Source organism: Pseudocolwellia agarivorans, from assembly GCF_002000085.1.
Lineage (GTDB): Bacteria > Pseudomonadota > Gammaproteobacteria > Enterobacterales > Alteromonadaceae > Pseudocolwellia > Pseudocolwellia agarivorans.
Window position 1 is genome coordinate 47,196 of record NZ_MUZU01000011.1, and the last position, 14,322, is coordinate 61,517.

12 protein-coding genes are annotated in these 14,322 nt (G+C 34.3%); 1 reads left to right on the forward strand and 11 read right to left on the reverse strand.

Annotated elements, in window-relative coordinates:
* Window positions 1–129: 129 nt before the first annotated feature.
* The 7 genes from B0X80_RS16005 to B0X80_RS16035 all read right to left on the reverse strand — a co-directional run bounded on the left by B0X80_RS16005 (window position 130) and on the right by B0X80_RS16035 (window position 9,245).
* The gene (locus tag B0X80_RS16005; protein ID WP_077342095.1) at window positions 130–1,557 is read right to left on the reverse strand and encodes a phosphomannomutase; all 1,428 of its coding nucleotides are present in this window, start codon (window positions 1,555–1,557) and stop codon (window positions 130–132) included.
* 84 nt (window positions 1,558–1,641) lie between these two features.
* The gene (locus B0X80_RS16010; protein ID WP_077342097.1) at window positions 1,642–2,763 is read right to left on the reverse strand and encodes an acyltransferase family protein; all 1,122 of its coding nucleotides are present in this window, start codon (window positions 2,761–2,763) and stop codon (window positions 1,642–1,644) included.
* Between the two features lie 163 nt (window positions 2,764–2,926).
* On the reverse strand, window positions 2,927–4,369 hold the full coding sequence (locus B0X80_RS16015; protein ID WP_077342099.1) for a mannose-1-phosphate guanylyltransferase/mannose-6-phosphate isomerase: 1,443 nt from the start codon (window positions 4,367–4,369) through the stop codon (window positions 2,927–2,929).
* Between the two features lie 99 nt (window positions 4,370–4,468).
* Window positions 4,469–5,143 (reverse strand): polysaccharide pyruvyl transferase family protein, encoded by a 675-nt coding sequence (locus B0X80_RS16020; protein WP_217697164.1) that lies wholly within the window; start codon window positions 5,141–5,143, stop codon window positions 4,469–4,471.
* A 184-nt stretch (window positions 5,144–5,327) separates the two neighbouring features.
* Entirely contained in the window at window positions 5,328–6,662 is a 1,335-nt protein-coding gene (locus B0X80_RS16025) for an oligosaccharide flippase family protein (protein ID WP_077342103.1), read from the reverse strand.
* A complete protein-coding gene (locus B0X80_RS16030; RefSeq protein ID WP_077342105.1) occupies window positions 6,659–7,735 on the reverse strand; it encodes a glycosyltransferase family protein in 1,077 nt (358 codons plus the stop codon). The genes B0X80_RS16025 and B0X80_RS16030 overlap by 4 nt, the downstream gene beginning before the upstream one ends.
* Window positions 7,736–8,000: 265 nt before the next feature.
* Window positions 8,001–9,245: a hypothetical protein gene (locus B0X80_RS16035; RefSeq protein WP_077342107.1), complete on the reverse strand. Its 1,245-nt coding sequence runs from the start codon at window positions 9,243–9,245 to the stop codon at window positions 8,001–8,003.
* Here B0X80_RS16035 and B0X80_RS20380 point away from each other — a divergent pair.
* On the forward strand, window positions 9,229–9,420 hold the full coding sequence (locus tag B0X80_RS20380) for a hypothetical protein (protein WP_139345336.1): 192 nt from the start codon (window positions 9,229–9,231) through the stop codon (window positions 9,418–9,420). The genes B0X80_RS16035 and B0X80_RS20380 overlap by 17 nt on opposite strands.
* A 4-nt stretch (window positions 9,421–9,424) precedes the next feature.
* On the opposite strand, the gene B0X80_RS16040 is transcribed toward B0X80_RS20380, so the two are convergent.
* From B0X80_RS16040 to B0X80_RS16055, 4 genes are all read right to left on the reverse strand, one after another.
* On the reverse strand, window positions 9,425–10,513 hold the full coding sequence (locus tag B0X80_RS16040) for a glycosyltransferase family 4 protein (RefSeq protein WP_077342109.1): 1,089 nt from the start codon (window positions 10,511–10,513) through the stop codon (window positions 9,425–9,427).
* Entirely contained in the window at window positions 10,510–11,631 is a 1,122-nt protein-coding gene (locus B0X80_RS16045; protein ID WP_175623966.1) for a glycosyltransferase family 4 protein, read from the reverse strand. The genes B0X80_RS16040 and B0X80_RS16045 overlap by 4 nt, the downstream gene beginning before the upstream one ends.
* A 31-nt stretch (window positions 11,632–11,662) precedes the next feature.
* Window positions 11,663–12,847, reverse strand: a complete 1,185-nt coding sequence (locus B0X80_RS16050) for a glycosyltransferase (protein ID WP_077342113.1) — start codon at window positions 12,845–12,847, stop codon at window positions 11,663–11,665.
* Window positions 12,848–12,957: 110 nt separating this feature from the next.
* Complete coding sequence (locus B0X80_RS16055) at window positions 12,958–14,310, reverse strand: UDP-glucose dehydrogenase family protein (RefSeq protein WP_077342115.1); 1,353 nt, start codon at window positions 14,308–14,310, stop codon at window positions 12,958–12,960.
* Between the last annotated feature and the right edge of the window lie 12 nt (window positions 14,311–14,322).

The following is a 14,322-nucleotide window of genomic DNA, read 5'->3' on the forward strand; positions in this document are numbered from 1 at the left end:
CTAATTCTCGGTGGTAATGAGTTTTACTTTAAAGAAAGAACTGAAAGTTAATTACGCCAACAACATTAATTAAAATCAAATATAGATTTCTTAAATAATTAGTGAAATTAGCGTAATTCGTTGATAAAACTAAAGAATTACAACTTTACCTAATACTTGAACAACCAATTGCTTAGCTTTTTCATCGCTCGTAGACTCAGCATAACAACGTAACTCTGGTGCGTTACCAGAAGGACGCAAATGAATCACATCGTTATCAGATAACGTCATTCTTAAGCCGTCAGTTACATCAATACTGGTAACCGTTAAATCAGCAAAACCTAATAACTTAATAAGCGCTGAAGCATCTTCAGCATAAGTTTCAATTAACTGCTTACTTTTTGCTGTAGCAAAGTTTTTAATTCTATCACTTGCCGAAAAACGCTTAGTACAATCTTTTACTAAATCAGAAATAGTTTTATTATCAGTAGTTCCAGCTAACAACATAATGGCAGGTAAAAGTGCATCGCGTGTTGGTAAGGCTTTTAACACTTTACCGTTAATGCTTGTGTCAGTACCTAATAAAAATCCACCGTTAGCTTCAAAACCAGCAACCGATTTATAGCTTTTACTTAAACCTTCAAATTCAGCAATAACATAAGGTGAACCAATTCGAGTTCTTTCAATCTTTTTGAAAGCATTTGAAAGTTCAATCGACGTATTACTGTTTACAGGAATAGATAAAGCTTCAACATTAAGCTGCTTTGCACACAACAAACCTAAAATATCGCCACGTAACCAAACGCCCTTTTCATCGGCAATTAAAGGTCTGTCGCCATCACCATCGGTAGAATATATCGCATCAAAGCCATACTCTTTTGACCAGTTAATGGCTTTTAATTGATCTTCTTCCGACACCGCTTCAGTATCAATAGGTACAAATTCATCACTACGTTCAAGTGACGTTACTTTAGCACCTAATTCTTCAAACAAAGCTTGATATAAGTCTCTACCAGCACTTGAATGCTCGTAAATACCAATATGTTTACCGGTTAAAAAAGGCTGATCAAATAACGAAGAATAGCGGAGTACATATTCTTCACCGGCTTCGCTACTGACTTCTAATTCATCTAAAGTATCTAATGGCTCAAAAGCCGCTTCGCTTTTTAAAATTGATAACTCATCGCTTTTACTGATTTCACCGTCAGGACGATAAAACTTTAAGCCATTTCTATCAAAAGGAATGTGACTACCGGTAACCATAATACAAGGAATGTTTCTTTCCATAGCAGCATAAGCTAAAGCTGGAGTAGGAATAACACCATAATAAATTATCTCAATGCCCTGCTGCTTTAAAGCCGCACTACAAGCTTGAGCCATAGCATAGCTGCTTGGACGATTATCAATAGCAATAGCTAAACAGTCAAAAGTAAATTGCCCTTTTAACGTATCAATAAAAGCTAAAGAAAATGCAGCACAAACGTCAGGCGTAAATTGCTCTACTAAACCACGTGCGCCACTTGTACCAAAGGCAATACCGCTATTTTCTAAAACTGTATTTGCTTGTAATGTGCTCATATTATTTTACTCTTTTGTTTCTATATTGAAATTAAAATATGTAATTTTAGCCTAAACAAAAACTAGACATGTAGAATATTACCCTTAGAAATTTTTACTCTTTGAAGCAATTAGTAAAAATTTTTCCCTAAAGAATGGAGTGTGTTTTTCTGTAACATACCAAAGTAGAATACTAATAGGTGCGCTAATTATAATTGTAGTGTACGTAAGTATAGGTAAACTGACATCTTGACCAATGTACAATTCTCTCATGCAATATAATACAAAGATAACAATTGGCATATGAAACACATATATTGAGAAAGATCGATGACCTACGTAAACGCCAATATCTATAAGTTTAGTTAAGAAATTGGGTTCATTTCGAACATGTAAAGTCACATATACAAAAATAGCAGAAGGGAATGCCATCAATGTTGTCAATGTTATTTTATTCCATGAAAAAAAAGCAGAACAAAGTGCAAATACAGTTATAAGAACAATTGAAAAAATTAGCCAGTAGTAATTATTTTCATAAATAAATGTATGTACTTCTTTATTCTTTGCGTAGAACCAGTATATAAAAACACCAATTAACCAACTAGGCATAAAAAACAATAAATTTAAACCAAAAGCTGCAACAGATATAAAGGCAACTAACAGTGACACAATAGCATAAGGAAATTTTTTCCTATAACAATGCCCTACAAATGTAGCTATTCCTGCAAACACTATATAAAACCAAAACTCATAAGAAAGTGACCATAAAGCTACATTAATAGAGAAAGAATCGCATTGGGATTCTTGAAAGAAAAACAAATTACAAACCGCAGCATCTAACGATGGAGATCTAGTGCTTACTTCCCATAAATAAAAATTAATTTCCCAAACAAACCATGTAAGTATTATACCCGGAACTAATACTACCCATAATCTTGAAATGCGCTTTGCAAAGAAATCAGACCAAATAAATTGATCTTTATTAACGAGCTTTATTGTTTGTCCACCAACTAAAAAGCCACTGAGAACAAAAAAAACAGCAACTGACTCCATAGCAAAGCTAGTTGGGACTAAGAGAATTTTTTCAAATAGAGAATCACCAGTAGGAGATAATTTGAATATTTTAGCCGCGTAATCCCTACTATGACCTGCAACAACTAAAAGTGCCGCAACCCCTCTCAAGACATCTAATAAGCGAGATGTCTTATCTCCTATTTCGATGAACATTTATATCCTTATTGTATATATAAATTATGAATTAAATGAATATGAAAGCGCACAAGAAAGAACAAACGCAAAGCGTAAATTGCTCTGATAAACCTCATGCGCTACTTGTACCAAAGACAATACAGCTAATATCTAAAACTGAATTTGCTTATAATGTGACATATTATTTTACTCTGCCATAGCGGTCTTCAAAGCGAACAATATCGTCTTCGCCTAAGTAAGAACCTGACTGAACTTCAATAAGCTCTAAATCAACTTTACCTGGGTTTTCTAACGCATGAACTGCAGTAATAGGAATATACACAGATTGGTTTTCAGAAACGTATTGCTCTGTTTCATCAATAGTTACACGTGCCATACCCGAAACAACAATCCAATGTTCAGCACGGTGATGATGCATTTGAACCGACAATTTAGCACCAGGCTTAACGGTAATACGTTTAACTTGGAAACGTTCACCGCTATCTACAGAATCGTATTTACCCCAAGGGCGATATACTTCACGATGAATAGTCGCTTCTGAGCGATTATTAGCTTTTAACTTATTAACAATCGTTTTAACGTGTTGTGCTTCATCTTTATGAGCAACTAAAACCGCATCTTTAGTGTTTATAACCACTAAGTCTTTAACACCAACCGTTGTTACTAATTTATCTTCACTAATAACTAAAGTGTTTTGAGTATTAACAGACTCAACATCACCGGTGAAAGCATTACCGTTTTCATCGTGATTAGAAACTTCTAATAAAGCAGCAAAACCACCTACATCATTCCAACCAGCGTCCATAGGAACAACTACTACGTCTGAATTGTTCTCAGCACATAAAGGCTCCATTACCGCATAATCGATTGAATCGTCAGGACAAGCCATAAATGCGTCTTTATCTACACGAACAAAATCCATATCTTGGTTTTGTACTTGCATTGCTTTTACACAAGCATCGTAAATAGCAGGGTTATGCTTTTTAAGTACATCAACGTATTGGCTCGCCTTAAACATAAACATGCCGCTGTTCCAGTAATATTCACCAGAATCAACATAATTTTTGGCTGTTCCTAAATCAGGCTTTTCAACAAAGCTACTGACTAAATAAGCGTCATCTAAAGAGCTACCACGTTTGATATAACCGTAACCTGTTTCAGGGCTATTAGCTACAATACCAAAAGTCACTAGCTTGTCGTTTTTAGCATGTTCATAGGCTTTTTTAACAGATGTTTGAAAAGCAGCTTCGTCGCTTATTACATGATCAGCAGCTAATACTAATAATACTGGGTCTTCACCATCTTTAGCCGTTTCTAAAGCATGAATTGCCGCTAAAGCAATGGCAGGAGCAGTGTTACGTCCAACAGGTTCTAGGAAGATACCACCATGCTGAGCACCCAATGTTCTTACTTGTTCAGCAGCGATAAAACGATGCTCTTCGTTACAAATAAGCATACATGGCGCATTGCCTAAACCATTTAAACGAGAAATAGTTTGTTGCAACATAGTTTGGCTATGGTCATTACCACAACCTAAAGCTAAAAACTGTTTAGGGTAGTTACTACGAGAAAGAGGCCATAAACGCGTGCCTGAGCCGCCCGCCATAATTACTGGTAAAATCATAATTCATCCATTTTTAAGTGTATTATTAAATATTAATTAAGAGACTAGGATATTTAATCCCTTAATATTCTTACTATTACATTGTTTAACTAATTTAAATCAGATCCAAAGATCATAAGGAAATGCATCTTTTAGAGAATCAAAGTTTATAACAATTGGTTTCTCTCCTTTCATTTCTAGCCCCTCATGGATACTATTGGCATACTCAAACTCGTGACGATCAGTTCCAGCATAGTAGTCTTTATATTTGAAAAGGTTTTCTTGTTTTGATAGTCGAACATAACGAGCAGGTATTCCAAAAGCCTCAGCAATAACTAAACCATGTAATGATGATGCCGTAACAAAGCGAGCTTTTAGTATATGCTCTACAACCCTATGCCAGCTTTGCATTGGACTAACTACTTGTGTTCCTTCTGGTAAGTCCAAGTCCACACCTGTAAGCATGTCATTAAGGTTAGGGACAAATACATGTTCAATAGTACCTGTTGCTTCAAATCTACCGTTAGTTAAACTAGGTAGTAATAATGCAGGATCACCATAAATTTCTGGAGAAACTATACCTTTTTTATCTTTTAGCCATTCTCTAGTATACGGACCACGAACAGCTCTTACTTCTAAGGAATTATAGGTATGGAAGTGTTCAGGGATCTTTCCATTAACACCACTACCCCATATAACAGCATCCTCTTTAGCTAAATGAATAACAGAGCCAATTGCTACCAACTCACGCTTTCTTTTTGCTTCATCTTCAAGTGTTTTACCGGTCTGCGCCATTAAAAGACTGACTATAATCGATGAGAGATCATCTCCGAAATTTGGTATGTTTTTCCCGGATCTCCATTGTGTTAAATCAACTGTAGGGTAACTGTGTGTAAAAGGTTGGTTCCTAAAGCCTTTCTTAAAGTCAATCGACGCTTGTTTTAATTTTCTTAATTGTTTACGCATTTGCTACTTTGCCTTAATATCGTTTTAATTTAAAAAAAATAAGAATTGATGTTTCAATATGAAGAATTCGTCTAACAGCAGATACACTAATAATTCCAAGTATTACCATGGATGTAGCATTAGCAATTGCGCACCCTAATGCTCCCCAAATTGGTATCAAAATAATATCAAGTAATATATTTATACTAATAGCAATCCATATATATTTACTTGCTTTTTGTTCATTTCCAGTAAGAGCTAAAGTTGAATTACATGGTCCACATAAGAGGAGAAATACTACACCAATCAGGTATATTCTCATTACATTTGCTCCTAATATGAATTCAGGACCAAACACCATCATGACTTGTTCTGCAAAAATAAAGAGTATTAAGGTTATAGGTATACCTGTAAAAACAAATATTTTCACCATAGTTGAAATATGATTTTGAAGAACCTTGTCATCCGACTTCCCATAAGCTTCGGCTATAATAGGTTTATATTGCATCAAGATTATTGCACGCATTAAGCCTGCTACTTCAGCGACACGAGCAGAGATTCTAACTAAGGCTACATTTTCAGGCGTGGAAAGTAGCCCAGTTAAAAGAACATCAATATGTTGACCTAACACAAAGCCTAAAGATACCAAAGAAAAATGCATCCCACTTTTTAATAAAGCCTTATCTCCTAAACTTTCAAATAAATCGGCATTATCATCGTCTTTAGATATTGAGTTTGTGTTTTTCTTACATATACTCTTTAATGTACCTTTAATCATTAAGATAGAAGCAATTAAGCTACCCAAAATAGCAAAAACGTATGTCAAAGAAACTGATTTGACATCAGGGTTAATACCCATATACCAAACATAGATACAGGCTATAATCATCAAAACTGGATATACTAGTTGGCTACCAGTTATTGAACGTACAACTTGTTTAGTACCTAAACAAATAGATTCTAAGTATTTGCGAGAAAGTACAAATGGAAGCATTAAAATAGCAGCTAATATGGTTAAGGAGTATTCATTAAAAACATTTGTAAACGTTACTAAAAGAACTCCAATAAGCACAACAAAAGACACCAAGGGAATAATATAATACTTAACTAACCTCCATATACTCTGCCACCTTTTTGAATTCGCAATTCGGTGTTTCCCTATTCGGGCAATATCTCTCATTAATACCTGATCAAGACCAGCCGAAAGAATTAGCACTAATAAAGCAGAAACTGATAGCGCAATAGACAATAAGCCAAAAACCTCACTACCAAAAACTCTCGTTATCACAATTGTTTGAATAAAAGTTAGTCCAATTGCTAGCATTCGAACACTTAGTAACTTACTAAGTTTTAATAATATAGATTTCATACTTTATTTTTTGAACCTTTATCTAATACGTTACGATAAAAAGATAAAGTTTGTTCTGCAATATTATCCCACTCAAAAGTAGATAAATTAGGTTGCTTTCCAGTCTCTTTCAACTTACAAGAATTTTTGATTGCTATTGATAATTGATTACCATCAAGCTCACCATCAATAAGTTGTACCCAATTTTCACCCACTTGACTTTGCAACTCTCTAAATAAAGATGTATTGCTTGCTAAGATTGGTCGTCCTACCGATAATGCAAATATTGCAGCCCCTGAATTTAATACATCAGAATAAGGAAAAACAACTAGTTCAGTTTCACTAATAGCCTGAATGAGCTCTTTATCATCTAAAAATCGGTTCTCGAAGATGATATCATTTTGTTGTTCAGAACTTAGGCTGCTTAGCTTTTTAATAAGGTTTTTATCAGGACTTGTCCCACACATTTTACCTTTTATTTTTAATATAGAAGTACCTGATGGCAACTCTAAAAACGCATCTAACAATTTATAAGCATTTTTATATTTAGCAATCGATCCAAAAAACAAGATATGAGGTTTGTCATTTTTAATTGTTGGCATTGTCTTCATATATTTTTTTATAACTGGGTCATAATGCCCATGAGGTATTACAATGTTCGGTATTTTTTTCCAATTATTAAAAATCTCTTCGCCTCGGGCTTTAGATGCTTTTGTCATATAAATCAGTGCGTCAACTCTTTGGGAGAATCTAGGCCAGAAATAATCGTCCATCAGCCCCCCATTTCGTTGCTCAGATCTTTTCAAATTATGTACGGTCCAAATAACTGGAATTTTAAAAAGCTTAGCGTGAAAAAAAACTAACCATAAAAACAATAGCTTTATCCAGAAGACAACGCCTTGAGAAGTAGCTAAAAAAACATCTGGCCAGTGGATATGTAAAACTTTCTTACCTCTGGTAAAAAAATATGAAGCTAAAGAAAACTCAACTACTTTTACGTCATTATTCAATTCTAAAGAAGAGTAAAGTAAAGACTGGTAAGGGTTCTCATTTTCATTTTTACGTTTAGGCCAGGCAATTACAGTTAGGCTCAAATCTTTTCTCCACTTTTACTACAATTAATATTACAAGCACTACTAACAAACACGAGAGATATAGTGCAATTTATGATTTTAGTTAATTACTCATCACAAAATAATGCCTAAGCCTTAAATATTATTTACAGTAATCTTAAGGATTTGCTACATTAATTTTTAATAAGCTTTATTTTTAATAACTGCCCAAATAACTAAACTTATACATATATTCAATAAGCTCGAATTTAAAAGAACTAACACCTAAATTTAATTATCTTAAGAATTAATTTCCTTTAGAAACATTAAAATTTGAGAGCTGTTTTATTTTATTAAATCTGATATTACTTTTTACAAATTGCATTAAATATAAAGCTATAAATGCGGTACAAAACTGGGCAGCTACGGCATTTAAGGCTCCACGCATAACAATAGCAATAAATCCCATCAGAATAGCGTAAATAAAAAATGATGACGGCAGAGGAATACAGTTGTTAAGTGATTTTGCATGAAACTCTATTCTAGAAATATAAAATGCCAATAGAAAAAAAATAACGAAAGGCCCAATAAAACCAAACCCCATCAAAGCTTCGGCTTGAAGCGGGCTAGAAACATTGTTATAAAAATACCCCAAATCAGCTGAAACTATCTGTCCTGTATCAAGTGGTTTATTAGCCCATAAAGCTCTAGGCACAAAAAACAAAATAACACCAATAAAGTTTACTCCATATCTAATAGGCCCTATATCTTTTATATAATATTCTACGGTTGATACTATTTGCATAAAAGCATCAAAATCTACTCTCAATAGATAACTAGAAATCACTGATGAATCAGCTCGAAGTAAGGCTCCAGATAAATCTAGCTCTTCCCTACCAAGGGATTTAATACCAGGAAAAACAATAAATAAAACCACTATTGAAAAAATAGCAACAGATGCCTTATTTTTTGTATTGAAATAATCAATGACAAATGTGCTGAGAGCTATAAATATCCCGAATAGAACAAATCTAGGCAATGCAGGTAAATAATTAATAGCTATAAATGGTAATAAAAACATAGCCAAAAAATATATATTTTGAATTTTTATCTTTGAATTTGGGGAGTATTTAACAAGAAATAAAAGCATTATCATTGATAATAAGCTTAAAGAACGGCACATAAAGAGAAATTGTTGAGTCAACCCCTCAAAAGGTACACGTTCAATTTGAAACCTACCAACAAACAAATTAGACGGACCTGCCGCAACGGCCAAGACCATTGCCACTATAGCAAAAGACCAAGCCCATTTAGAGTAAAAAAGTATATCTCTATAATCTAAGTTTATTCTATTTGTGGAGGTCATAACACCAGCGTACTTTTTAGTATGAAATGCCATACCAGCATGGAATGCCAGATGAGAGAGTGAGATAAGTCCAATAGCCAAACAAATATACTGAGGATGCAAGTTTGCATACCATGGAAATATTTGTGTCGAAATTTGAAATACAGCAGGAATAGCAATAAAAAATAAAATGAAAAATTCAAACATGTATGAGATCCCTCCTCTACGCTTATCAAAAACCATTGCTATGAAAGTTAAGGATGAGGATGTAAGAAAAGCAATAGATAATAATATTGCCTTGTCCCATGTACCGGAAAATGGAGAAATAAATAATATCGCTATTAGAATAATGAAAGAGATACGTCTTAGTATAAAAATATGATTAATCATTGTTCAGATATCACCATTAACCAAGCTTTTTTAACTTTACTTATAGAATATGTAGTAGCAACATTCTGCTTATTTTTTAATTCATTCACTTTGATATGACTATTTAATAAATCACGCAAAAATTCGCTTACTTCATTTGTATTTTTTTCTTTAAACAAGCCAATATGTTCCCCTTCCCCTAGGATATCTCTTGGTCCAATATGATCAGTAGCTATCACAGCACAACCACTAGCAATAGCTTCAACAATTACAATTCCGAAAAGCTCCTCCCAAGTTTGAGTTTTTTGAGATAATAGCATTAGAACATCATGTTCTGACATGATTAGAGCAAGTTTACTCCTGTCATAAATAGCTCCAAGGTAGTTAACCTGTGAATCTTCTGTACGAACTAAACTCTCAAGTGGTCCTTTACCTACAACAGTTAATACTACTTCTTGTTCAGTAAACCTTCTAACTATTGAAAGCAGTTGTTTGATCCCTTTTTTTTCTGATATTTCACCTACATAAAGAAGCTTAAGAGGCGCTTCATTATTTGGAACTCTATTCAATCCTGCTTGGAAAAAAACATCAGGTACTGCATGTGGGATAACCGTTGGTACAGCTTTAGTATGAAAAGTTACAGATTTAGCAACTTCCTTGGTTACAGCTATAACTTTAACGTTTGAATGAGTAATAAAGCTTTTCCATTGGTTGCTTAAATACTTTTTCAAAAACGAGAAGTATGGTTGACGTGGTGTTTTATTCAAATCCCAATCATGCCAGGAAGTGTGATATAAAATTTTATTATGTTTAGCTAGGCGTTTATAAAAAAGTAATCGCCAGTCCCATGGTGCAAACCCCATTAAGATAACTTCATTTTTTATAAATGGCAGTTTGAATCTAAATATTAAATCGTTCAGGGCATTTTTAGTACGTTCCATAAATGGTGTACGGTCAACTAACCATGCTCTTAACCACTCTTTAAATACACTGTAACGATGTTCACCAACTAAATCTATTTCGTTCGAATTCCCCAACTCAAATAAAGCAGGAAAATATTTTCTTGGATTAGTTTCATGGATAATCCTAACTTTAGTTAATGTCATAAACTTAACCCACTTAATTTAAGTAAAGTTTCAGTTTGTTGCTTCCAAGAATATTCAGAAGCCTTTTTACTTCCTTCTAAAGAAAGTTTTTTCCATAAATCATCTGAAGCCATTAACATATCAATACTTTGAGTTATAGTTTGCTGATCATTTGCATCGCAGTATATAGCAGCATCACCACAACGCTCTTGTAAACTAGGAATACTAGATGATATGACAGGACAACCAAATGTCATTGCTTCTATAGGTGGTAACGGACTTGCCTCATAAAATGATGGAAATAATAAGAATCTAGCTTTAGCGAAAGCTTTATATATTTCTTCAGGATCATTCACTTGACCTCGCATTTCCAATCTATCTTTAACATCTTCAGGTATGTCAACGTCAAAAGAGTCAAAAACCCCAGAACTAGAGCCTATTACTACAAACTTCATATTTTTGTAAGTTTGTAAAAACTTTACTGCTGCACTGAGAACACCCTCTGCATTCTTTCTTTTACTTAAAGAACCAACATAAATTCCATAATTCCTATCTTCAATAGGAACTATGGAGCTATTAAATTCTAAAGTAGAACGTTCATCTGGTATACCGCCATTTTGAGCTGAAAATAATATATTAGTATTATTCAATTTCGGGTAATGCTTTAAGATAGCGCTTTTTTCAGCATTTGATACCGTAACAACAACATCACTTTTTGCTAGCTCTAGAGGGATTAAAGCAGAGTAAAAGGCTTTAAATTTCCAATTATAAGCACTTGGGAAATATTTGTATGAAAGATCATGAATCATAGTCACGACCTTTTGTTTACTCGACATTAAGCTTAATACAGGCGCAGTATTACCCAAGCACCATAGTGTTTTTGAATTACAATATTTAGGTAATTGAAATTGTTCCCATAAATGACCAGATAAACTCCCTTTACGTGTTAACTTTATAACTTCAAGTCTTGGAGGTGCAATTATTTCACCTTTTTCAGGAAGAATAACTTCAGGGACTTCAATTATCCCTTCTTTTGCTAATTTATCTAGAGCGACAAGGATTTCTCGCTCAACTCTTTGCACACCAGTTATATTCTGTAACAGAAAGCGACCATTTAAAATTATTTTAGGGGTTATCACTATATTATCCTTCATTAAAAATGACCGCTTATTATTTCGTATTTAATAGATCAAGTTTTTCAATATTGAAATCATTTTCCAGACCATAACGAACAAACTCACTGATCTCTGCCTGAAAACGATTATTTCCAAAAAACTCTGCATTGTCCCTACATTGGCTTTCAGAAAATTTGTCTATATTCTTTTCGAATTCGTCTACAGCTTTTGAAATATGATCTTCATCTTGCTTTAAAAACCAAACACCAGATGGCTTATCTGATTGTCCAAGTGGTTTTACAGTTTCTGCTGTTCCACCAAAGCCATAACAAATGACAGGCGTACCACATGCTTGTGCTTCTACAGGTAAAATACCGAAATCTTCAAACGCAGCAAAAACAAATGCTTTAGCACGTTGGATTAAGCTAACCATTGCATCAATTTCTTGATATCCAACAAACTCAATATTATCACCAGCAATTTTTTTTAGGTTAGATAACTCTGGACCATCTCCAATAACTACTAATTTACGTTCTTTAGTTTTAGAAAAAGCTTTTACAATAAGATCTATTTTTTTGTAAGGCACTAAACGAGAAGCAGTTACATAGTAATCTTCTCTAACCCCTGTATATAAACTAAATTTGTCAATATTAACTGGAGGGTAAATAACTTTTGATTTACGTCTGTATATCTTAAAAATTCGTTTTTGGATGAAATGTGAATTAGCTAAAATAGCATCGACAGTATTAGTACTTCGTACATCCCATGATCTAAACCTATAAATGAGTTCTTTTGCTATTTCTCTTTTTAAGAAAGAAAAGTTGCCTTGTATATTTTCTATATATTCATGACTTAAATCCCATGCATAACGAGCTGGGCTATGAATATAAGATATGTGTGGTTGGTCAACGCTGGTTAGAACACCTTTTGCTAATGCTGCAGATGAGCTCAAAACGACCTCATGTTTAGAAACATCAAATTGCTCAATATGGCGTGTACACATTAATAATAGGTTTCTATAATATTTTTCTACATATGGCAGTTTATTTAACCTACTGACATTGATTTTTTTACTGTTTAGAAACGATTCATCTGCTTCGTTTAAGAAATTAAAAAGAGTGTAGATTTCATTATTAGGAAATATGGTTGAAAATTGTTCAACAACTTTTTCTGCTCCTCCTAAAACTGGAAGCCAATCATGCACAATTCCTACACTAAGTTCATCTAAATTATTTTTCATATTTAATCCATCACAATTTTCAATAGCTCAACCTAAGTTGAGTACTTCAACTCAAACCAATCTCAGTTTAATATATTAAGCTCTTAGCTCTTAAGATATTAAATTTTCTATCAACTATTAATACGACCAATTGACCAATAATCAAAGCCTTTAGCTTTCATTCGCACTGGTTCAAATAAGTTACGACCATCAAATACTACCGCTTCACTTAACTCTTCTTTAACTGTATTAAAATCAGGTGCTTTGAAGTTTTGCCATTCGGTACAAATAACTAGTGCATCAGCACCTTTAAGGGCTGCTTCTTTAGTGCCCATTAAGCTTAAATCGTTACGGTTACCACAAATGCGTTGGGTTTCTTCCATCGCTTCTGGGTCGTAGGCTTGTACTTTAGCGCCTGCTTTCCATAGTGCTTCCATTAATACTAAGCTGGGTGCTTCGCGCATGTCGTCGGTATTTGGCTTGAATGATAAGCCCCATAATGCAAAGGTTTTACCTTTAATGGCATTAGGATTTTCGGCTAAACCAAAGTGCTTTGAGATGTATTCAAATAGTTTGTTCTTTTGTGCGTAGTTAACAGATTCAACGGCTTTAAGTATTTGTGATTCGTAGCCAATACCGTCTGCTGTGCGTACAAGTGCTTGTACGTCTTTAGGGAAGCATGAACCACCGTAACCACAACCTGGGTATATAAATTGGTAACCTATACGTGGGTCTGAACCTATGCCATGACGAACGTTTTCAATGTCGGCCCCTACGCGTTCGGCTATGTTTGCCATTTCGTTCATGAAGCTTATTTTGGTGGCTAGCATACAGTTAGCTGCGTATTTTGTTAGCTCAGCTGATTTGATGTCCATTACTATAATTTTTTCATGGTTACGGTTAAATGGTGCGTAAAGCTCGCGCATGAGTTCTTCAGCTTCGGTAGAGTCTGTGCCTATTACTATGCGATCTGGGCGTTTACAATCAGCTACCGCTGAACCTTCTTTTAAAAACTCAGGGTTTGAAACTACGGCAAATGTTGGTGCGCTGTTATCAGGAAAACGGGCATCAAGTACTTTATTAACTTGGTCTTTTACTTTGTCGGCTGTGCCTACAGGTACGGTTGATTTGTCGATTATTACTTTAGGTGATGTCATGTGAGTAGCAATAGTTTCAGCTACTTTAAGTACGTATTTTAAGTCGGCAGAGCCGTCTTCATCTGGTGGTGTACCTACGGCAATAAACTGTAATTCACCAAAATTAGCGCCAAATTCAGCGTCGGTTGTGAAAATTAAACGCCCTTCTGCATAGTTACTTTCAACCAGTGGTGTTAAACCCGGTTCGTATATTGGAATAATTCCTTTTTTAAGATCATCAATTTTGTTTTGATCTATGTCTACACAACAAACGTCGTGTCCTGCATCAGCTAATACTGCTGCTTGTACTAGGCCTACGTAGCCTATTCCGTAAAAAGTAACTTTCATTTTATTCTTATT

What these genes read in the sequence shown, in the direction of transcription:
- B0X80_RS16005 (WP_077342095.1), bottom strand. Translation starts at nt 1,557, where the DNA reads ATGAGCACATTACAAGCAAATACAGTTTTAGAAAATAGCGGTATTGCC.
- B0X80_RS16010 (WP_077342097.1), bottom strand. Translation starts at nt 2,763, where the DNA reads ATGTTCATCGAAATAGGAGATAAGACATCTCGCTTATTAGATGTCTTG.
- B0X80_RS16015 (WP_077342099.1), bottom strand. Translation starts at nt 4,369, where the DNA reads ATGATTTTACCAGTAATTATGGCGGGCGGCTCAGGCACGCGTTTATGG.
- B0X80_RS16020 (WP_217697164.1), bottom strand. Translation starts at nt 5,143, where the DNA reads ATGGCGCAGACCGGTAAAACACTTGAAGATGAAGCAAAAAGAAAGCGT.
- B0X80_RS16025 (WP_077342103.1), bottom strand. Translation starts at nt 6,662, where the DNA reads ATGAAATCTATATTATTAAAACTTAGTAAGTTACTAAGTGTTCGAATG.
- B0X80_RS20380 (WP_139345336.1), top strand. Translation starts at nt 9,229, where the DNA reads ATGAAAAATTCAAACATGTATGAGATCCCTCCTCTACGCTTATCAAAA.
- B0X80_RS16035 (WP_077342107.1), bottom strand. Translation starts at nt 9,245, where the DNA reads ATGTTTGAATTTTTCATTTTATTTTTTATTGCTATTCCTGCTGTATTT.
- B0X80_RS16040 (WP_077342109.1), bottom strand. Translation starts at nt 10,513, where the DNA reads ATGACATTAACTAAAGTTAGGATTATCCATGAAACTAATCCAAGAAAA.
- B0X80_RS16050 (WP_077342113.1), bottom strand. Translation starts at nt 12,847, where the DNA reads ATGAAAAATAATTTAGATGAACTTAGTGTAGGAATTGTGCATGATTGG.
- B0X80_RS16055 (WP_077342115.1), bottom strand. Translation starts at nt 14,310, where the DNA reads ATGAAAGTTACTTTTTACGGAATAGGCTACGTAGGCCTAGTACAAGCA.